Raw genomic sequence first — 19,421 nt, forward strand, 5'->3', positions numbered from 1 at the left:
AAAACGAATAGTGCCGACAGGCTCTGGTGTGTCATTTTTTCTTCACACCTGCGAAAATATCGCTTCCGGCGTCCGGCCAAAGCGCCTGTGTCGTCTCACATTTTGGCCGCTATTTTGAATGAGGAGATCAACATGAATTCGTTTGTGGAAACCATATCGCCAGCAGCAAAAAATCACATCGAAGCACGTATCGCTTACTTTAACGATGTGTCGCTTGCAATGGTGCAGACGATGCGCGAACTTGCAGAAGTGAACCTGCAGTTCAGCCGCAGCTGGATGCAGGATTCCACGCAAATGCTGCAAACGGCAATGCTGACGCCGCCCACCGAGCGCGCCGATGCCAGCCCATCCGTCGAGGCGGTCGCGCAGAAATTGCAGACCTATCAACAGCAACTGGTGAAGATCACCAGCGACTTCCAGACGACCATCAACCAGGTCGCGCAACAGCACGTGCCACAGACGGCGCGTACCGCCACCGAGCTGGCCGACGTGGTGACCCAAAAGGCCGCGGCACAGACCGACCAGCAGCTGCGCATGCAAAAAGCCGCCGGCAAGGAAATCCTCGACCAGGCGACCCAGTTCGCCCAGGTCGCCTCGCAGAACCGCGCGATGCAGCAGCCGGCTTCGATGCAGAGCGACGAGAACAAAGGCAACAAGAGCTGATCCAGCGCTCGACTTCACCCCGCACGACGATCCGCTCCAGGGTCGTACCCGTTGGGTACGACCCTTTGTTTTATGGCTTACAGGAACCGGTCCGGAATATCCTGCACGAACGGATACATCGAAAAATACGGTTTCGCCTCCTCCAACACCTGCTTGAACGACGGCCGCATCACCAGCCGCTCGAAGTACGCCTGCAACTGGCTGTACTCCTCCGGGAACGGCAAGATCGTGCTGGCATAGAACAGCGCCGGCGCGGCCGCGCAGTCCGCCATGCTGAAGTCGTCGCCGCACATCCACACCCTGCTCGCCATGCGTTTCTCGATCATCTTGTAAGCCGTCTTGAGCTTGGTGCGCTCCTTGGTCTGATCGCACTGCAATCCGGTCAGATGGCCGTTGACGATGGTTTGCATCGGTTCCTGCACATAATTATCGAAGAAACGGTCCCACAGGCGCACGTCCAGCGCCGCGTCCCAGTCCGCCGGGATCAGCGGTTTCTCTCCAGGAAAATGCCGATCCAGATACTCGATGATGACCGAGGTCTCCGGCACGTCGCGCGTGCGCTCGTGGTCGCGGATCACCGGGAACTTGCACGGCGGCCACATCGCCTGCAATTCGGCGCGGTCGCCCTCCTCGCCCAGATTGATGATGCGCTTGTCGAACTGCGTGCCGTTCTCGTACAGCGCGATCAGCACCTTGTGGCAGAACGAGGCCAGCGGATGGTAATAAAGGGTCAAAGACATGTCAGCTCCTGGGTGCCGGCATCGCCACGCGATACCTGGGAATTCAGCAAATGATACTTCAGCCAAGCCGATAGCGGCGGACCGCAAATGTTGCCACACTTCAGCCCGTTCCGAGCCGGGCAATCACGCACCGGCGGAATCCGAACCACCATCGACAGGATAACCACCATGCGCCACGCCCTCAATCTCAAGCTCGCCCTCGCCCTGACCACCTTGTGCGCCCTCGGCGCCAACAGCAGCGCCGCCGAGGCGCCCGATGGCGACAGCCTGATGGTGGGCCTGGGCGCGGCCTACGTGCCGGAATACGCGGGCAGCGACGACAGTCGCGTGGTGCCGGTGCCGTTCCTGGAGCGCACCTGGGACAACGGATTCTTCATCAGCACCCGGCGCGGCCTGGGTTATCAGACCAACGTCGGCGTGGTCAACCTGAGCGGCGCGCTGGCCTACGGCGGCGCGCGCGACCAGAAAAAGCGCACCTTCGCCGCCGGCTCCGACGCGCTGCGCGGCATGGGCGACATCGACGGCGGCTTGCAAGCCGTGCTGACGGCCAGCTACCAGCTCGGCAAGGTCGGCCTCAGCGTCGGCACCACGCAAGCCGTCGGCAAGCGCGAGAACGGCTCCACCTACACCCTCGGCGCCTCGGTGCCGCTGTGTAGCGGCACCAACGACCAGGTCAGCCTGGGCGGGTCGGCGGTCTACGGCGACAACAAGCACATGCAAACCTACTTCGGCGTCACCGGCGCGCAAAGCGCCCGCTCCGGCTTCAAGGCTTACCAGGCCAAATCCGGCTTTGAAACCGTCAGCGCCGCCGTCAGCTGGGACCATGTGATCGACAAGCGCTGGTCGACCCACACCGCCGTCGGCTTCACGCGCCTGCTGGGCGACGCCGCCGACAGCCCGCTGACCAAGCGCAAGACCACGCCCATGCTGATGACGGGCATCAGCTACAAGTTTTGATTGAGGTTGCCCAGGTGATATTATTGCGCGAAAATTAGCCACCTCGCGCAATGATCTCCGACACCACACTCGCAACTTATATCCTGCTTGCCGCCGCGATCTGCGCCGCGTGGGCCAAACCGGTCGCCCTTGGCCGCGTCACCATCGCACCCTGGCTGGCGTTCTTCGTCGCCGCGCTCGCGTTCGGCATGGCGGCCGGCGTGCTGCGATCGCCGGCCATCTTCGCGCTGGCGGCGCTGGCCGGCACAACTTATATGACGGCACGCGCGCCACAGCGGTACGTGCGCGTGGTTTTCGGCGTCGCCACGGCGGTGCTGGCCCTGGCGCTGGCGATCCATAAGCTGCCCGGCTTCAACAACGCGGTGGTGATCGACGCCGTCACGATTTCACCCGGCGCCATGCCGTTTACGCAGTACGCCAACTTCGACAAAGGCGCGGTCGGCCTGATCCTGCTGGCCTTCCTGTGCAGCCGGGCACGCTCATGGAACGAGTTCGGCGACGTGCTCAAGCAGTCGTTGCCGGTGCTGCTGGCCACCTTGGTGGCGGTGCTTGGCCTTGCCATGGCCATCGGCGCGGTGCGTCCCGACTTCAAGCTGTCGCAGCTGACGATGCAGTTCATCGCGGTCAATCTGTTCTTCACCGTGGTGGCGGAGGAAGCCTTTTTCCGGGGCTTCCTCCAGCACCGTTTGGCCGCGTCGCTGGCGCGCTGGCGCTCGGGCAAGTGGATCGCGCTGGTCTGCTCGGCGCTGCTGTTCGGCCTGGTCCACCTGCCCGGCGGCGCGGCCTATGCGCTGCTGGCCACCATCGCCGGCTTCGGCTATGCCTACGCCTATCACGCGACCCGGCGCATCGAGGCGCCGATTTTCCTCCACATCGCCCTCAACGCCGCCCACTTCATCGCCTTCTCCTACCCCGCCCTGCGCTGACGCGATAGCAAAACGGCCAGACTAGCGCTGTGCTAGCTGGCACGTATCCTGCTCTACCTGCTTGCCGTCCATTTATTTGTATAGACAACATAACCGAAGCTGTATAGACAAATATAGCCAACGATACGTTGTAGTCCGCCGAAACGATGAGCAAACAGCGCCCCGTTATGTGGCGCCCGCCCCGTGATGGTGCAATTTCATGCCGCTAGACCAGAGGGAAATCAAAATGAGCAAAAAACTGATGGGGTTGAGTGCGTTGGCGATGGTATCGGCCAGTGCGATGGTGTCGGCCCAGGTTTCGCCGACGCCGGCGCCGACCACGAACAGCGCCGCGTCGCCGGCCGCCGACAACGGCGACAAGATCGAGCGCATCGAAGTGACCGCCTCCCGTTCGGCGCGCGCCGAGGAGATCCAGCAAGTGCCGATGGCGCTGACCGCCATCAAGCCCGAGAGCCTGGCCAAGTTCGGCCTCGGCGGCCTGGCCGACATCGCCCGCGTGGCGCCGTCGCTGGATATGCAGGAGCAAGGCCCCGGCGTCAACAACATCACCATGCGCGGCCTGGTCGTGCGCGGCATCACGCCGTCGGAGGTGGCCGACGCCTCGCTGGTGGCGGTATACGTGGACGACATGCCCGTCACGCTCAAGTCCGGCAATCCCGACCTCAAGGTGCTCGACCTCGAACGCATCGAAGTGCTGCGCGGCCCGCAGGGCACGCTGTACGGCGCCGGCGCCATGGCCGGAACCATCCGCCAGATCACGCAAAAGCCGGACCTCGACTCTGTGTTCGGCTCGTTCGAGGCGGTCGGTTCCAAGACTTCCGGCAACGGCGGCAACAACGGCAACGTGCGCGGCATGGTCAACGTCCCGGTCAAGGAAGGCGTGCTCGGCCTGCGCGTGACCGGCTACACCGGCGAGGACACCGGCTACATCCGCAACACCGTCAACGGCGAGCGCACCAACGACACCACCACCCACCAGGGCCGCGTCGCCATGCGGCTGCAGGCATCGCCGGACCTGACGGTGGACGCCAGCGTCACCGCCTCCAGCCTGAAAGGCGGACTCAACGGCGCCTTCCGCGGCCTGGCGCCGTTCACCACCAGCGCCATGACCGAGCAAAAGAGCAACGACGACATGCAGCTCTACAACTTGGCCGTCAACTACAAGATGGCCAAGGCCGAGCTGGTATCGTCGACCACCTACATCCACCGCAAGACGCTGTACGTCAAGTCCGACGAATACAACACCACCGCCTTCATCTTCCCCGGCCAGAGCCTGGTGCAAGCCGACTACACCATCGCCAACAAGCTGCAGGATTTCGCGCAGGAGTTCCGCCTCAACTCGACCGAACCGGGCCCGCTGAAATGGACCGGCGGCCTGTTCCTGCAAAGCGGCAAGCGCAACTTCTGGGAGGACGAGCCAACCCACGGCATGGACGCGCTGTACGCGGCCACCTACGACTTCCCCGGCTATAGCTCCAAGGCCAACGACCTGGCCTTCAACGAGAACGACCAGTTCTCCGGCACCCAGGATTCGCGCTCGCGCCAGGCCGCGCTGTTCGCCGAGGCCAGCTACACCGTGTGGGACAAACTGGACCTGACCGCCGGCGTGCGCCTGTTCACGCAGAAGGAGGACTTCGACCTGCGCTTCACCGGCTACTACGGCAACACCCCGGCGGCCACGGTCGACAGCCCGGTCGGCACGCCGAACGTGGTGCACAGCAAGTCGAGCGCGCGCGGCGGCAACCCGCGCTTCGCCGCCGCCTTCCACCTCGACCCGGAACATTTGCTGTACGCCCAGGCCGGCAAAGGCTTCCGCTACGGCGGCAACAACCAGCCTGTGCCGCAAGTGCTATGCGGCATCCAGGCGCCGGCCAGCTTCGGCCCCGACCAGTTGTGGAGCTACGAGCTGGGATCGAAGAACACGTTCATGAACCAGCGCGTGAGCCTGAACGTGGCCGCCTTCCTGATCGACTGGGAAAAAGTACAGGTGGCGAACTACCTGCCATGTTCGTATTACTACACGCAAAACGCCGGCAAGATCCGCAGCCAGGGCCTGGAGATCGAATCGATGGTCAAGCTGGCGCGCCGCATGAGCCTGGGCTTCAACGCCGCCTACACGGACGCCAAGGCCAAGTCCGACATCGTCACGCCGCTGGCCGCACAATCGGCCCCGGCCGGCACCCGCACGCCGTACGCGCCGCGCGTGACCGCCAACGTCACCTTCAACTACGCCGTCCCGCTGGCCGACAACGACGAAGTGGGCTTCTCGGCCACCTATTCGTATCGCGGCAACTCCTACACGGACTTCGCCCCGACCGGCAGTAACTATGCGGAAATCCCATCGTCGAGTATGCTCAACGCGGCGCTGTCGTACAAATCGGGCAAATACGAGTTCGGCCTGTTCGGCACCAATTTGAACAACGGCACCAAGATCGTCGACGTCACCCGCGATCCAAACGGACTGCAACCCGGCGACACGATCTTCATGGCGCGTCCGCGCACCGTGGGCGTGCGGGTCAAGGCGCGCTTCTGAACCGGCGTTTTACACCTTTGATGGATGAGCCAATGACGAAATCCCGCAATAACGCCATCGTCCTGATGCTGCTGTCCGGCGCCCTCGCGGCGCAGGCGGCGGCACCGGCTGCGGCAACGGCGCCCGCCCCCGCTTCGGCGGCGGCAACGTCGAGCTGGTGCGCCAGCGGCAAGACCATCAACTTCGCCGGCCTGAATTGGGAAAGCGCCCGCCTGCTGACCGAGGTGATGCGTTACGTGCTGGAACAGGGCTATGGTTGCAAAACCGACGCCATGCCCGGCAACAGCATCGCGATGGAACTGGCGCTGTCGCGGAACGACATCCAGGTCTTCGCCGAGGAGTGGATCGGTCGCAGCACCGCCTGGAACGACGCTGCCAAGGCCGGCAAGGTGGTGGGCATGGGCGAGATCATCAAAGGCGCGGTGGAAGGCTGGTACGTGCCGGAGTACCTGGTGCTGGGTGACGCCAAACGCGGCATCAAGGCCCGGGCGCCCGGCCTGAAATCGGTGGCCGACCTGCGGCAATACAAGGACCTGTTCCAGGACGACGAGGAACCGGACAAGGGCCGCTTCCTCAACTGCCCCGCCGGCTGGACCTGCCAGGGCGTCAACACGCAAAAGCTCAAGGCCTACGGCCTGGGCGGCAGCTACATCAACTTCCGTCCCGGCACCGGTCCGGCGCTGGACGCGGCGATCGCCTCGGCGGTGCAGCGCGGCCGGCCGGTACTGTTCTACTACTGGAGTCCGACGGCGATGATGGGCCGCTACAGGTTCATCCGCCTGGAGGAACCGGCGTTCTCGCAGGCCTGCTGGCAGACGCTGACCAACCAGAACCATACCAAGCCTTGCGGCACCGTCAACCCGCCCAACAAACTGCAAGTGGGTGTGTCGCGCGTGTTCCACGATGCCGATCCGGTGCTGATGGCGCTGTTCGACAAGATGAACATGCCGGCCGACCTGCTCAACGCGCTGCTGGCCGAGCGCGAGGCCAAAAAGATCGAGCCGGCCGTGCTGGCGCAACAGTTCCTCAAGCGCCAGCCGGCCATCTGGCAGACGTGGATGCCGGCCGGGAACGCCGCCAGAATCAGTGCAAGTCTTAAATAAGGTTTTTATGTCATCCTTTCCGGAAGCGCTAAGCATTTCCCTGGTCGAGCCGATCAACACGGCGGTCGACGCCATCAACAGCCGTTTCGGCGACAGCTTCCATGACGCCTCGATCTGGCTGCTGCGCAATGTGCTGGTGCCGTTCGAGAGCGCGCTGCGCGCCCTGCCGTGGTGGCTGGTGCTGGCCGCCGTTTTCCTGCTCAGCCTGCACGCGACGCGGCGGCTGGCGCACGCCATCGGTTTCACCCTGTGCCTGCTGCTGGTGGGCTCGTTCGGCCTGTGGGACCAGTTGATCCAGACGCTCGCGCTGGTCATCGTCGCCACCACGATCTCGGTGCTGCTGGCGGTGCCGCTGGGTATCCTCAGCGCCCGCAGCAACGGGCTGCGCAACGTGCTGATGCCGGTCATGGACGTGATGCAGACCATGCCCAGCTTCGTCTACCTGGTGCCGGTGCTGATGCTGTTCGGCCTGGGCAAGGTGCCGGCCATCCTGGCCACCATCATCTACGCCACGCCGCCGCTGCTGCGCCTGACCGACCTGGGGATCCGCCAGGTCAGCGAGGAGCTGGTCGAGGCGGCCACGTCGTTCGGCACGACCCGTTGGCAACTGCTGATCGAGGTGCAGTTGCCGCAGGCGCGGCCCAGCATCATGGCCGGCCTGAACCAGACCATCATGATGGCGCTCGGCATGGTGGTGATCGCCTCGATGATCGGCGCGCGCGGCCTCGGCGAGGATGTGCTGGAAGGCATACAGACCGTCAACATCGGCAAGGGCCTGCAGGCGGGCATCGCCATCGTCATCCTGGCGATCGTGATGGACCGCATCACCCAGGGCTACGGCAAGGACAGCCGCCAACGTCTGGCGCAGGCCGGCAAGGGGACAAAATGAACGACTACAAGATCGAAGTCAAAAATGTCTGCAAGATCTTCGGGCCGCGCTGGAAACAGGGATTGAAGATGCTGCGCGACGGCGGCGACAAGGGCCAGGTGCTGGCCAGCACCGGCTGCAACGTCGGCCTCAGCGACGTGTCGCTCAACATCAAGGCCGGCGAGATCTTCGTCATCATGGGCCTGTCCGGTTCCGGCAAATCCACGTTGGTGCGCCACTTCAACCGGCTGATCGAGCCGAGCGCGGGCGAAATCCTGATCGATGGCCGCAACGTGCTGGCGATGTCGGACGCGGAGCTGCGCCAGTTGCGGCGCCAGACCATCAGCATGGTGTTCCAGGGCTTCGGCCTGATGCCGCACAAGACCGTGCTGGACAACGCCGCCTTCGGCCTGCTGACCCGCGGCGACGATAAAACGCAGGCGCACGCGGTGGCGCGCAACTGGCTGGATAGGGTCGGCCTGAAAGGTTACGAAGCCAAGTATCCGGACGAATTGTCGGGCGGCATGCGGCAAAGGGTCGGCCTGGCGCGCGCGTTGGCGGCCGACACCGACATCCTGCTGATGGACGAAGCCTTCAGCGCGCTCGATCCCCTGATCCGCGACGACATGCAGGACCAGCTGCTGCGATTGCAATCGACGCTGCACAAGACCATCATCTTCATCACGCACGACCTGGACGAGGCGCTCAAGCTGGGCGACCACATCGCCATCCTGCGCGACGGCAAGCTGGTGCAGGTCGGCACGCCGGACCAGATTTTGCGATCGCCGGCCGACGACTACGTGCGCAAATTCGTCGAAAAGCGCGGTCATGCCGCGCCACAGCCTGCATAAAGGGGACACGGCCATGAAAGCGGACATCGTCGTATTGAGCGCCCAAGCGCCCGCCACCTATCAACAGGTGGTCATGGTGGCCAACGGCGCCAGGCTGGAACTGAGCGACGCCCTGTGGGAACGTATCGACAACGCCCGCCTCATCGTCGAGCGCATCGTCGCGGACGGCGTCAAGGCCTATGGCATCAACACCGGCCTCGGCGCGCTGTCGGAGGTGGTGCTGACCGGTACGCAACTGGGCGAATTGTCGCGCCGCACGCTCAAAAGCCATGCCTGCGGCCTGGGCGCGCCGCTGGGCGTGGTCGAAACGCGCGCCATCATGTGTGCGCAGATCATCAACTACAGCCGTGGCCACTCGGGCATCAGCGCGCCGGTGGTGCGCCAGTTGCTGGACTTCCTCAACGAAGGGCTGACGCCGGTGGTGCCGATGCAAGGCTCGGTGGGCTACCTGACCCACATGGCCCACGTCGGCCTGGCCCTGATCGGGCTGGGCGAAGTGCGTTTCCGCGGCCAGTTGATGCCGGCCGACGCCGCGCTGGCGATGTTGGGCATGAAGCAGGTCGAACTTGGCGCCAAGGACGGCCTGAGCCTGGTCAATGGCCTGCCGTGCATGACCGGGCTGCTGTGCCTGGCGCTGGACCACGCCAAGCGGCTGGCCTGCTGGGCCGACATCATCGGCGCGATGAGCTTTGAGGCGCTGCGCGGCCAGCTCAGCGCCTTCGACGCCGAGGCCATGGCGCAAAAGCCCTATCCCGGCCAGATCCAGGTGGCGGCCAATCTGCGCGCCCTGCTGGCGGACAGCGCGGTGCTGCAAAGCGGCGAAGGCATCCGCACGCAAGACGCGCTGAGCCTGCGTTCGATGCCGCAAATCCACGGCGCCGCGCGCGAGCAGCTGGCGCACGCCGAACGGCTGATCGGCATCGAACTGCAATCGGCCAACGACAATCCGCTGGTGTTCGGCGATATCCACAACTACCGCGTCATCTCGCAGGCCAATCCGCACGGCGAGGCGATGGCGATGGCGGCCACTTCGCTATCGGTCGCCGTGGCCGAACTGGGCGGCGTGGCCGAACGCCGCATCGACCGCCTGGTCAACCCCTATGTCAGCGACCTGCCGCCGTTCCTGATCGCCGAGAGCGGCGTCAACTCCGGCCTGATGATCGTGCAATACGCGGCCGCCTCGCTGGTGGCGGAGAACAAGATCCTGGCGCAGCCCATGGTGCTGGACAACTATATCACCTCGGCCTTGCAGGAGGACCACCTGTCGATGGGCACGCCCGCCACGCTGAACCTGCTGCGCATCCTCGGCAATGTGCAAAAGGTGCTCGCCATCGAATACATCACGGCCGGCCAGGGCTTGTACTTCCACCCCGGCATGCGGCTGGGCAAAGGCACGGCACTGGGGCTGGCCTATCTGCGTACCAAGGTCGAGCCGCTGCTGGAAGACCGCATTGTCGCCCACGACATCATGCGCGCCGACTATCTGCTGGACGACCGCGAGCAGTTGCGCATCTTCGAGGCCGCACTGGGCCGCGCGCTGTGACGCCCTTGGTTTAAGCGTTTGATACTGGCGGCGGCCAAATGTTCCGTAGGATTTTGAGCTTTACGTCCGGGCAAGCTACACTGGCTGCAACTACGCAGTTCAATGTTGTGCTTGAGGGAGAACAATGATGGCCAAGACCGAGTACGCGTCGCACTATTCCGATGCCGGCTTCTGGAACAAGGTAAAGACCCACGCGAAAACCGCCGGGCAAAAAGTGCTCGAACAGGCGCTGAAGATGTACTACTCCGCCACCGACCCGGACACGCCGTTGTGGGCGAAGACCACGATCTACGGCGCGCTCGGCTATTTTATTTCGCCGATCGACGCGATACCGGACTTGCTGCCGGCCTTGGGCTACACCGACGATATCGGCGTGCTGATCGCCGCCGCCACCGCCGTCGCCGCGCACATCAAGGACGAGCACGTGCAAAAAGCCAGGGACACGCTTAAACAATGGTTCGGCGGCTAGTAAGCGACTAGTTTCTGCTATGCGGAAATCGTCGCGATGTATGGTGTTGCGGGGCCGCGAGTTAGGCTACAATTGGACTCATTCAAATTTCTTCCCATCTTTTTTCATCCCCGTTGCAAGGAGTACGACATGAGTCCAGAGCACGACAGACGTCAGAGCCGACCGCCGGAGACGTCGGAAACGGCGGGTTGGCATTCGTTGGAATTCATCGTCCGGCAAGCGCTGGAAGTCCAACGCGATATCGGCACGCCAAGCGCGGTCGAGTTTTTGCAGAGCATTAATATCAACCCGCAAGTCATCGCGCGCGTCCTCGCCCCCGACGCCAAACTGCGCGAAGCCGACCAGGTGGCCCTGGCCAATTCGGTCACCGTCTCCGATCTGCCGATTTCGACCCCGGCCAATTACCTGCGTCGCAGCACGACCTGAATATCGCCGCTCAATCAAGCGTCATCTGAAACACGTAGGGCGGATTAGCGCAGCGTAATCGGCCATGGATGCGCCGCCAGCGGCCCGACGATGGCCGATTACGGCGTTCCGCCTAATCCGCCCTACGTATCGCTGTGGTCTCGCGCCCTCTCCTTCCCACGCAGACACGCAGGGCGGTTTAGCGCAGCGTAATCCGCCATGCATGCGCCGCCGGCGGCGCCAAAATCCCCCTTGCGGCTTGCATCAAACCAGGTAAGAAGCATTGACACACGATAGCCCTTAATTTAGGCTCGGAAAGCAGGCTCGTGCCCGCCTCCCGCAGACTACCCACAAGGAACACGTGTCAGACTCGCTCCCCGCCCGCGCATTGCCCAACGCCGTTGTCGGCCTGGTCGGTACGGCCACAGTGCTGGGCCTGCTGTACTTCGGCCGCGACGTACTCATCCCCATCACGCTCGCCTTCATCTTCAGCTTCCTGATCGCGCCGTTCGTGCGCTCGCTGCGCCGCATCGGCCTGGGCCAGACCGCGTCCGTGCTGACCGGCGTGCTGCTCGTCACCGCCGCGCTGCTGCTGATAGGCGCGGTGATCATCTCGCAAGTCAGCCGCCTCGGCGCCAGCCTGCCGCAATACCAGGACACCATCGCCGCCAAGGTCGAGGCGCTCGACAGCCTCACGCGCGGCACCATCGGCAGCCTGGGCGGTCCGGCCGGCCAATTGATCGAACATCTCACGCAAGACGTGCCAGGCACGCCGTTCGATGCGCAGCGGGGTTTGCCGGGGGCCAGCCGCACGCCGGTGCCGGTTGAAATCCACGAGCCCGCGCTGAAACCCTTGCAACTGCTGGGCAAGATCATCGCCTCGGTCTGGCCGCCGCTGGAGATGGCCGGCATCGTCTTCATCGTGCTGATCTTCGTGCTGCTGGAACACGAAGCGCTGCGCGACCGCTTCATCCGCCTGGCCGGCGGCGCCGACCTGCGCGCCACCACCATCGCCGTCAACGACGCCGGCGAGCGGCTATCGCGCTTCTTCATCTCGCAATTCGCCGTCAACGCCTGCACCGGCATCGCCATCTGGATCGGCCTGAGCGTGATCGGCCTGTCGCAGGCGCTGCTATGGGGCACCATGACCGCCGTGCTGCGCTTCATCCCTTACGTCGGCTTTTGGATGGCCGCGTTCTGCGCCACACTACTGGCCGCCGCCATCGACCCCGGCTGGTCCACGGCCTTGATGACGTTCGGCTGGTTCCTGGTGGTCGACATCATCGTCGCCCAGACCATCGAACCCAAGTTGTACGGCCACACCACCGGCCTGTCGCCGCTGTCGGTGGTGGTGGCGGCGATCTTCTGGAGCGCGATCTGGGGGCCGGTCGGGCTGGTCTTGTCGACGCCGCTGACCTTGTGCCTGGTGGTGGCGGGCCGCTACATCCGCGCGCTGAAGGTGCTGGAGATCATGTTCGGCGAGTTGCCGGCGCTGACCATGCCGCAGAACTTCTACCAGCGCATCCTGTCCGGCGACGCCCACGAGATCGTCGCCAGCGCCAAGCGCTACATGCAGCACAAGTCGCTGGCAGCGTATTGCGACGGCGTGCTGGTGCCGGCGCTGCACCTGGCGCATTTCGACCTGAAGGACAACGCCATCACGCCGGAGGAGGAAGTCAAGGTCAGCACGGCCGTCATCGCGGTCATCGAGGCACTGAGCGGCAATCCGAAGTGGTGGAAGCGGCGCAAGAGCGTGTCGGCGCTGGCCGGGGGCGGTATCGGCCGCCAATTGCGCGAAAGCCGCATCTCGGCCACCGGCGAGTGGCAGGGATCGTTCGATGTGCCGGCCGGGAGTCTGGTGTTGACGATCGGGCTCGACGGCCAGTTCGACGAGCTGGCCACGGAGATCCTGGTGCGCGTGCTGCGCGAGCAGAAGATCGACGCCCGCAGCATGAGCATGGAAGATCTGGACGAACCGGCGCCGCCCGAGGCATCACCGGAGTTGGTCTCCATCGTATGCCTGGTCAGCATCGATCCGCTTAACGACCGCGACAAGATGAAGCAGGCGATACAAAAGTTCCGCGAAAGCCTGCCGCATTGCAAGCAGTTCGCCGTGTTGTTGCCTAGTCCGTTTGAGAATCCCGATTTGCGCGAGTGCACGTTCGACCAGGCAGATCACGTATCCTATTCGTTTGAGGACGCGCTGCAAAGTTGCGTGAAGGCGTTGCAAAGCAAAGCGACGTAACCTTTTGAGGACGTATCCAGCATGAGCTTGTCATTTCATATCGATTACAACGGACAGTGTGAGGAGGCGTTTAACTTCTACGCCGAACACCTGGGTGGGAAGATCGGCACGATGCTTCGGCTTAAAGACGCCCCGATTCCTGCGTCGCCGGCGTCGCATGGGGATAAAATCGTCCATGCGAATATAAGCATCGATGGTGTTGAGCTGGCTGGTGCGGATGTGGATCCGACCAAATACGAGAAGCCGAAGGGCTTTTATGTGCTGCTCGGTGTCGACTCGGAGGCGAAGGTTAGATCTTTCTTCGAGGCCTTGCAAACCGACGGGCATGTCGTGCTCCCGCCGCAGAGAACATTCTGGTCGCCCTGCTATGCCATTGTGATCGACCGTTTTGGCGTTCCGTGGAAAATCAACCAAGGCACCTGACATCAGCGGCCGGATGACGACACGCCTCAGTTGAGCATCAACTCCGGCTGGCGCTGAACGATGGCCGTTTTCGGCAGGCACACGATGAAGCTGCTGCCCTTGCCCGCTTCCGACTTGATCTGCAAGGTGCTGCCGTGGCGCAGCAGCACGTGCTTGACGATCGCCAGGCCCAGCCCGGTGCCCTGCGTTTCGCGCGAGCGGCTCTTGTCGACCCGGTAGAAACGCTCGGTCAGCCGCGAGATATGCTCGGGACTGATGCCGATGCCCGTATCCTCGACCTTGAACTTGACGCCGCCGTCGAACTCGCGCCACACCAGCGTGATCTTGCCGCCGGCCGGCGTGTAGCGTACCGCGTTCGACGCCAAATTGCCGAAGGCGCTGTGCAACTCCTCGTAGCTGCCCATGATGTCAGGGCCGTCGAACTCCATCGTGATCTCGTGCTTGCCGGCCGACAGCGCGCGGGCGTCGCGCAGCACCTGCTCCATCAGCTTGCGCACGTCGATCTGCTCCGGCCGCATCGGATAGTCCACCGACTCCAGCCGCGACAAGGTCAGCATGTCCTCGATCAGGTGCTGCATGCGGTGGCCCTGCTCCGTCATCAGCTTCAGGTGCGCCGAGCGCGTGGCCACATCCAGCCCTTCCGACGCGGCGATCTCCAGGAAGCCGACGATCACCGTCAACGGCGTGCGCAGCTCGTGCGAGGCGTTGGCGATGAAGTCGCGGCGCATCTCCTCGATGCGCTCGGTCTCGGTGGCGTCGTGCGTGACCAGGATCTGGCGGCGGTTCTCGAACGGAATGATGTGCACGATCAGCTTGCGCTCGCGGAAGCTGATCGTCAGCGGCTGCTCGTAGCGGCCGAGGATGATGTAATCCATGAAGTCGGGATTGCGCACCAGGTTGGTCACGCGCATGCCCTTGTCGCGCTCGTGCGTCAGGCCCAGGTGTTTTTCGGCGGCCGGATTGCACCATTCCAGGAACAGCACGTCGTCCATGATGACCACGCCGTCCGGCAACAGGTGCATGGCCTGGCGGAAACGCGCCAGCCATTCGGTCAGCTCGGCCTGGTTCTTCTCGTCGTCGCGGCGCATGCGGTACAGGCGCGAGAAGATGTTGGTCCAGGCGCCCCAGCCGTCGGGCAGCTTGGCGCTTTGCGGATCGTCCATCCAGTTGCTCAGCTGGTACAGGTAGGACAGCTGCACGAACACCATCACCAGCATCGCCACCAGGGCGACCACCAGACCGGTCATCCATCCGAACATCCAGCCCAGCAAGGCGCATACCGCCAGAATAAGAGCGGTGCGCAACGCTGCCGGCACCCAGAACACCAGTTTTGGATTCATGTTTGTGAGACTTATTTTTCCGAAAGCATGTAGCCTACACTACGTACGGTCTTAATCAAATGCTCAGCTTCCTTCAAGGCCTTGCGCAGGCGCAAAACATGCACGTCGACGGTGCGTTCCTCGATCACGACGTGGTCGCCCCAGACCTTGTCGAGCAGCTGGCTGCGCGAGAACACGCGCTCCGGATGCGCCAGCAGGAACTTGAGCAACTTGTACTCGGCGTGGCCGATGTCGATCTTCTGCTCGTCCATCGAGACGGTGCAGCTGACCGGGTCCAGCATGACGTTGGCGGCGCGCATCGTGGCTTGCGCATGTTCCGGGCTCTTGCGACGCAACAACGCCTTGGCGCGGGCCAGCAGCTCGCGCGGCGAGAACGGCTTGGTGACGTAGTCGTCGGCGCCGCTGTTCAGGCCGGCCAGCTTGTCCTCTTCCATGCTCTTGGCCGTCAACATGATCACCGGGATCTCGTTGAACTGGCGGTCGGAGCGGATGCGCGCCAGCAGGCGCAGGCCGGTTTGGTCCGGCAGCATCCAGTCGAGCAAAATCAATTGCGGGGTGCGGGTCTGGATGAAATCCCAGGCCTCGCCCACGCTTTGCACCGCGCAGCAATTCCAGCCAGCCTCGCGCAGCGAGAACGTCACCAGTTCGACAATCGCCGGTTCATCTTCAACGATCAGTACTGTGGTTTTATCAGATGCCATTTTATTGTTTTACTCGCTTTGCGCCGGGACGTCGTCGGGGATCGGCAGCACGGTTTTGGTGTGACGGATATCTTTGCCTTCAACGACGTAGATGACGTATTCGGCGATGTTCTTGGCATGATCGCCGATGCGCTCGATCGCCTTGGCGACCCACAGCGTGTCCAGCGCGGCCGAGATGGTGCGCGGATCTTCCATCATGAAGGTGATCAGGTTGCGCATGATCGAGCGGAACTCGTGGTCGATCACGGCGTCCTGGGCGATCAGCTGCAAGGCTTGCTTGCCGTCGTTGCGGGCGAACGCGTCGAGCGCGTCGTGCAGCATGTCGCTGGTGTTGTTGGCGATGCCGCGCACCATTTCATAGTGGTTGACGGTGACCGCGCCGCGGCCGTGCAGCGCCTTGGCGGTGCGGGCGATCTTGGTGGCTTCGTCGCCGATGCGCTCGAGGTCGGTGATGACCTTGATCGTCGCCATGATGGTGCGCAGATCGTTGGCGGCCGGCTGGCGGCGCACGATCAGGTGGCTGCAGGCGTCGTCCAGCGACACTTCCAGCTGGTTGACGGTGTCGTCCTCGCGCATCACGCGGTCGGCGCGCTCGGGGTTGCCGATGCGGAAGCAGGTCATGGCGTCGAGGAACTGCGTCTCGACGATGCCGCCCATCAGCAACACCTTGGAGCGAATGGCTTCCAGTTCGTTGTCGTACTGTTTGGATGAATGTTCACCGATCATATTCTTCTCCGTATCCGATATTATAATTGCAATCAGCCGAAGCGGCCGGTGATGTAGTCCTGGGTTTCCTTGCGGGCCGGATTCATGAAGATCTGATCGGTCTCGCCGAATTCGACCAGCTCGCCCAGATACATGTAGGCGGTGTAGTCCGAGCAACGCGCGGCCTGCTGCATGTTGTGGGTGACGATGGCGATCGTGTAATCCTGCTTCAGTTCGCTGATCAGCTCTTCGACCTTCGAGGTCGAGATCGGGTCCAGCGCCGAGGTCGGCTCGTCCAGCAGCAGCACGTCCGGTTTAACGGCCACGCCGCGCGCGATGCACAGGCGCTGTTGCTGGCCGCCCGACAGCGACAGGCCGCTCTTGGTCAGCTTGTCCTTGACCTCGCCCCACAGCGCGGCCTTCTTCAACGCCCACTCGACGCGCTCGTCCATCTCGCCCTTCGACAGGTCTTCATACAGGCGCACGCCGAAGGCGATGTTGTCGTAGATCGACATCGGGAACGGCGTCGGCTTCTGGAACACCATGCCGACCTTGGCGCGCAGCATGTTGACGTCCTGGCCTTCTTCCAGGATGTTACGGCCGCGGTACATGATCGAACCTTCGGCGCGCTGGCCGGGGTACAGGTCGTACATGCGGTTCAAGGTGCGCAGCAGGGTCGACTTGCCGCAGCCCGACGGGCCGATGAAGGCCGTCACCTGGCGCTCGTGGATGTCGAGGTTGACGTTGGTCAGGCTCTGGGTCTTACCGTAGAAAAAGTTCAGGCCGGTGATTTCGATGGTCTTGCGCTTGTTGCCGGTCATGGCTGCGGTGTTCTCTGGGCTCAGTTGCGTATTCATTTTCGATCGCTTTTCTAGTGGTCGACGGGGGTGTGTCGCTGCGTAATTCTTAATTCGGGATTTTTTGGCTGAACAGGGTGCGCGAGATGATATTCAGCGCCAACACACTGAAGGTCACCAGCAACGCGCCGCCCCAGGCCAGGTCGCGCCAGTTGTCGTAAGGGCTCATCGCGAAGCCGTAGATCACGACCGGCAGGTTGGCCATCGGGCCATTCATGTCCTTGCTGAAGAACTGGTTGTTCAACGCGGTGAACAGCAGCGGCGCGGTTTCGCCGGAGATGCGGGCAACAGCCAGCAGCACGCCGGTGATGACGCCGGCCTTGACGGCGCGCAGGCGCACCGTCATCGCCACTTTCCAGCGCGGCGCCCCAAGGGCGAAGGCCGCTTCGAGCAGGCTGTTCGGCACCAGTCGCAGCATGTTGTCGGTGGTGCGCACCACGACCGGGATGGCGATCAGCGCCAGCGCGATCGACCCGGCGTAACCGGAGTAATGCTTGGTGGTGGCCACGTACATGGCCCAGACGAACATGCCGATCACGATCGACGGCGCCGACAGCATGATGTCGGTGACGAAACGGGTGATGGCGGCGATCTTGTTCTCTTCGCCGTATTCGGCCAGGTAGATGCCGGCCAGGATGCCGATCGGCGTGCTCAGCAACGTCGACAGGCCGACGATCATGAAGCTGCCGAAGATGGCGTTGGCCAGACCGCCGCCCTCGCTGCCCGGGGCCGGCGTGGTTTCGGTGAACATGTTCACGCTCAGCGCGCCGAAGCCCTTGATGATCAGGGTGATCAGGATCCACGACAGCACGGCCAGGCCGATGGTCATGGCGAACACCGACAGCGCGATGCCGATGCGGTGCTTCAGCAGGCGCTTGCGGTAGACCTTGTTGACCGGCGCAGCCGGAGGTACAGGCGTGTGCGCGGAATTGATGACGGCTTGGTTCATTTGATGCCTTCCTTGCGGGACATGCCGGCCAACATCAATTTGGCGGCGGACAGAACGATAAACGTGATAACAAACAGGATCAGTGCCAGCGCGAACAGCGACGACGTGTGCAGCACGGTGTCGGACTCGGCGAATTCGTTGGCCAAGGTCGAGGCGATCGAGTTACCGGCGGCGAACAAGGAGAACGACAGCTTGTTGGCGTTACCGATGACGAAGGTGACGGCCATCGTCTCGCCGAGCGCGCGGCCCAGGCCGAGCATGACGCCGCCGACGACGCCGGTCTTGGTGTAAGGCAGCACGATCTTGCGCACCACTTCCCAGCGGGTGCAGCCCAGGCCGTAGGCCGATTCCTTCAGCACGGCCGGCACGATCTCGAACACGTCGCGCATCACCGACGAGATGAACGGGATGATCATCACGGCCAGGATCAGCGCGGCGGTCAGGATGCCGATGCCCATGGTCGGGCCGCTGAAGAACGGGCCGATGATCGGCAGCGGTCCCAGCAGGGCTTTGAGGAAGGGCTGCACGTGGTCGCCGAACAGCGGCGCGAACACGAACAGGCCCCACATGCCGTAGATGATCGACGGCACGCCGGCCAGCAGCTCGACGGCGGTGCCCAGCGGACGGCGCAGCGAGGCCGGGCAGATTTCGGTGAGGAACAAGGCGATGCCGAAGCTGACCGGGAAGGCGATCAGCAGCGCGATGCCGGACGTGGCCAGGGTGCCGACGATGGCGATCAGGGCGCCATATTTATCGTTGACCGGGTCCCATTCGACGGTGGTGATGAAGGCCGGGCCGAACTCCTTGAAGGCCGGCCAGGCGCCGATCATCAGCGAGATGATGATGCCAAGCAGCACCGCCAGCACGGACAGCGCGAACGTCATCGTCACTTTGTGGAAGAAGAAATCCTGGATGCGCTGGTTGCGCATGGTGCGGTGCATCGCTTGCGTGGCAGCTTGCTCGGCAGCGGTCGCCTGTGCTGTGCTGGTGTGCATCGACTGCTCCGGTTTTGGAAGTGGCGTGGAAGTGATATCAGCGCTCATATTGTTATCTCGTTGATGTAGGCTAGCCTGCGGCGTCCGGTTGGGCGCAGCAGGCTAACCCCCTCGCCGCCTTGAACTTGCTCGGCGGCGAAGGGAGTCA

The 19,421-nt window shown here is 63.4% G+C and carries 19 protein-coding genes; 12 read left to right on the forward strand and 7 right to left on the reverse strand.

Features of this window, described 5'->3' with window-relative positions:
* Positions 1 to 132 precede the first annotated feature (132 nt).
* The gene (locus AC07P1_RS17075; protein ID WP_494696942.1) at positions 133 to 663 is read left to right on the forward strand and encodes a phasin family protein; all 531 of its coding nucleotides are present in this window, start codon (positions 133 to 135) and stop codon (positions 661 to 663) included.
* 77 nt (positions 664 to 740) lie between these two features.
* Here AC07P1_RS17075 and AC07P1_RS17080 read toward each other — a convergent pair whose 3' ends face one another.
* Positions 741 to 1,403 carry a glutathione S-transferase family protein gene (locus AC07P1_RS17080; protein WP_494696943.1) on the reverse strand — a complete coding sequence of 221 codons (663 nt, stop codon included), beginning with the start codon at positions 1,401 to 1,403 and terminating at the stop codon, positions 741 to 743.
* Positions 1,404 to 1,571: 168 nt separating this feature from the next.
* Here AC07P1_RS17080 and AC07P1_RS17085 point away from each other — a divergent pair, with 168 nt between their 5' ends.
* From AC07P1_RS17085 to AC07P1_RS17135, 11 genes are all read left to right on the forward strand, one after another.
* Complete coding sequence (locus AC07P1_RS17085) at positions 1,572 to 2,360, forward strand: MipA/OmpV family protein (protein ID WP_494696944.1); 789 nt, start codon at positions 1,572 to 1,574, stop codon at positions 2,358 to 2,360.
* 50 nt (positions 2,361 to 2,410) lie between these two features.
* Complete coding sequence (locus tag AC07P1_RS17090) at positions 2,411 to 3,286, forward strand: CPBP family intramembrane glutamic endopeptidase (RefSeq protein ID WP_494696945.1); 876 nt, start codon at positions 2,411 to 2,413, stop codon at positions 3,284 to 3,286.
* A 226-nt stretch (positions 3,287 to 3,512) separates the two neighbouring features.
* Positions 3,513 to 5,819: a TonB-dependent receptor gene (locus AC07P1_RS17095; RefSeq protein ID WP_494696946.1), complete on the forward strand. Its 2,307-nt coding sequence runs from the start codon at positions 3,513 to 3,515 to the stop codon at positions 5,817 to 5,819.
* 32 nt (positions 5,820 to 5,851) lie between these two features.
* Complete coding sequence (locus AC07P1_RS17100) at positions 5,852 to 6,922, forward strand: ABC transporter substrate-binding protein (protein WP_494696947.1); 1,071 nt, start codon at positions 5,852 to 5,854, stop codon at positions 6,920 to 6,922.
* A 7-nt stretch (positions 6,923 to 6,929) separates the two neighbouring features.
* Positions 6,930 to 7,811, forward strand: a complete 882-nt coding sequence (locus AC07P1_RS17105; RefSeq protein ID WP_494696948.1) for an ABC transporter permease — start codon at positions 6,930 to 6,932, stop codon at positions 7,809 to 7,811.
* Positions 7,808 to 8,641 carry a quaternary amine ABC transporter ATP-binding protein gene (locus AC07P1_RS17110; RefSeq protein ID WP_494696949.1) on the forward strand — a complete coding sequence of 278 codons (834 nt, stop codon included), beginning with the start codon at positions 7,808 to 7,810 and terminating at the stop codon, positions 8,639 to 8,641. The genes AC07P1_RS17105 and AC07P1_RS17110 overlap by 4 nt, the downstream gene beginning before the upstream one ends.
* 13 nt (positions 8,642 to 8,654) lie before the next feature.
* The gene (locus AC07P1_RS17115) at positions 8,655 to 10,184 is read left to right on the forward strand and encodes an HAL/PAL/TAL family ammonia-lyase (RefSeq protein WP_494696950.1); all 1,530 of its coding nucleotides are present in this window, start codon (positions 8,655 to 8,657) and stop codon (positions 10,182 to 10,184) included.
* A 127-nt stretch (positions 10,185 to 10,311) separates the two neighbouring features.
* Positions 10,312 to 10,653, forward strand: a complete 342-nt coding sequence (locus AC07P1_RS17120) for a YkvA family protein (protein ID WP_494696951.1) — start codon at positions 10,312 to 10,314, stop codon at positions 10,651 to 10,653.
* Between the two features lie 129 nt (positions 10,654 to 10,782).
* A complete protein-coding gene (locus AC07P1_RS17125; protein WP_494696952.1) occupies positions 10,783 to 11,079 on the forward strand; it encodes a hypothetical protein in 297 nt (98 codons plus the stop codon).
* Positions 11,080 to 11,419: 340 nt separating this feature from the next.
* On the forward strand, positions 11,420 to 13,303 hold the full coding sequence (locus AC07P1_RS17130) for an AI-2E family transporter (protein ID WP_494696953.1): 1,884 nt from the start codon (positions 11,420 to 11,422) through the stop codon (positions 13,301 to 13,303).
* Positions 13,304 to 13,324: 21 nt separating this feature from the next.
* Positions 13,325 to 13,726: a VOC family protein gene (locus AC07P1_RS17135; protein WP_494696954.1), complete on the forward strand. Its 402-nt coding sequence runs from the start codon at positions 13,325 to 13,327 to the stop codon at positions 13,724 to 13,726.
* Positions 13,727 to 13,752: 26 nt separating this feature from the next.
* Here the strand turns inward: AC07P1_RS17135 and phoR are convergent, their stop codons facing one another.
* The 6 genes from phoR to pstC are packed head-to-tail and all read right to left on the reverse strand — an operon-like array spanning position 13,753 to position 19,273.
* A complete protein-coding gene (gene phoR, locus AC07P1_RS17140; protein WP_494696955.1) occupies positions 13,753 to 15,066 on the reverse strand; it encodes a phosphate regulon sensor histidine kinase PhoR in 1,314 nt (437 codons plus the stop codon).
* Positions 15,067 to 15,077: 11 nt separating this feature from the next.
* Entirely contained in the window at positions 15,078 to 15,767 is a 690-nt protein-coding gene (locus AC07P1_RS17145; RefSeq protein ID WP_090320876.1) for a response regulator, read from the reverse strand.
* Between the two features lie 9 nt (positions 15,768 to 15,776).
* Positions 15,777 to 16,493, reverse strand: a complete 717-nt coding sequence (phoU, locus tag AC07P1_RS17150; RefSeq protein ID WP_494696956.1) for a phosphate signaling complex protein PhoU — start codon at positions 16,491 to 16,493, stop codon at positions 15,777 to 15,779.
* 32 nt (positions 16,494 to 16,525) lie between these two features.
* Positions 16,526 to 17,329, reverse strand: a complete 804-nt coding sequence (gene pstB / locus AC07P1_RS17155; RefSeq protein ID WP_494696957.1) for a phosphate ABC transporter ATP-binding protein PstB — start codon at positions 17,327 to 17,329, stop codon at positions 16,526 to 16,528.
* 49 nt (positions 17,330 to 17,378) lie between these two features.
* Entirely contained in the window at positions 17,379 to 18,278 is a 900-nt protein-coding gene (pstA, locus tag AC07P1_RS17160) for a phosphate ABC transporter permease PstA (protein ID WP_494696958.1), read from the reverse strand.
* Positions 18,275 to 19,273, reverse strand: coding sequence for a phosphate ABC transporter permease subunit PstC (gene pstC, locus AC07P1_RS17165; RefSeq protein ID WP_494696959.1), 999 nt, complete (start codon positions 19,271 to 19,273; stop codon positions 18,275 to 18,277). The genes pstA and pstC overlap by 4 nt, the downstream gene beginning before the upstream one ends.
* Positions 19,274 to 19,421 lie beyond the last annotated feature (148 nt).

The sequence above is a fragment of the Duganella sp. GW821-FHT07F09 genome (genome assembly GCF_059418705.1).

Coding starts and splice junctions, on each gene's coding strand:
- AC07P1_RS17075 (WP_494696942.1), top strand. CDS start 133: ATGAATTCGTTTGTGGAAACCATATCGCCAGCAGCAAAAAATCACATC.
- AC07P1_RS17080 (WP_494696943.1), bottom strand. CDS start 1,403: ATGTCTTTGACCCTTTATTACCATCCGCTGGCCTCGTTCTGCCACAAG.
- AC07P1_RS17085 (WP_494696944.1), top strand. CDS start 1,572: ATGCGCCACGCCCTCAATCTCAAGCTCGCCCTCGCCCTGACCACCTTG.
- AC07P1_RS17090 (WP_494696945.1), top strand. CDS start 2,411: ATGATCTCCGACACCACACTCGCAACTTATATCCTGCTTGCCGCCGCG.
- AC07P1_RS17095 (WP_494696946.1), top strand. CDS start 3,513: ATGAGCAAAAAACTGATGGGGTTGAGTGCGTTGGCGATGGTATCGGCC.
- AC07P1_RS17100 (WP_494696947.1), top strand. CDS start 5,852: ATGACGAAATCCCGCAATAACGCCATCGTCCTGATGCTGCTGTCCGGC.
- AC07P1_RS17105 (WP_494696948.1), top strand. CDS start 6,930: ATGTCATCCTTTCCGGAAGCGCTAAGCATTTCCCTGGTCGAGCCGATC.
- AC07P1_RS17110 (WP_494696949.1), top strand. CDS start 7,808: ATGAACGACTACAAGATCGAAGTCAAAAATGTCTGCAAGATCTTCGGG.
- AC07P1_RS17115 (WP_494696950.1), top strand. CDS start 8,655: ATGAAAGCGGACATCGTCGTATTGAGCGCCCAAGCGCCCGCCACCTAT.
- AC07P1_RS17120 (WP_494696951.1), top strand. CDS start 10,312: ATGGCCAAGACCGAGTACGCGTCGCACTATTCCGATGCCGGCTTCTGG.
- AC07P1_RS17125 (WP_494696952.1), top strand. CDS start 10,783: ATGAGTCCAGAGCACGACAGACGTCAGAGCCGACCGCCGGAGACGTCG.
- AC07P1_RS17135 (WP_494696954.1), top strand. CDS start 13,325: ATGAGCTTGTCATTTCATATCGATTACAACGGACAGTGTGAGGAGGCG.
- phoR (WP_494696955.1), bottom strand. CDS start 15,066: ATGAATCCAAAACTGGTGTTCTGGGTGCCGGCAGCGTTGCGCACCGCT.
- AC07P1_RS17145 (WP_090320876.1), bottom strand. CDS start 15,767: ATGGCATCTGATAAAACCACAGTACTGATCGTTGAAGATGAACCGGCG.
- phoU (WP_494696956.1), bottom strand. CDS start 16,493: ATGATCGGTGAACATTCATCCAAACAGTACGACAACGAACTGGAAGCC.
- pstB (WP_494696957.1), bottom strand. CDS start 17,329: ATGAATACGCAACTGAGCCCAGAGAACACCGCAGCCATGACCGGCAAC.
- pstA (WP_494696958.1), bottom strand. CDS start 18,278: ATGAACCAAGCCGTCATCAATTCCGCGCACACGCCTGTACCTCCGGCT.
- pstC (WP_494696959.1), bottom strand. CDS start 19,273: ATGCACACCAGCACAGCACAGGCGACCGCTGCCGAGCAAGCTGCCACG.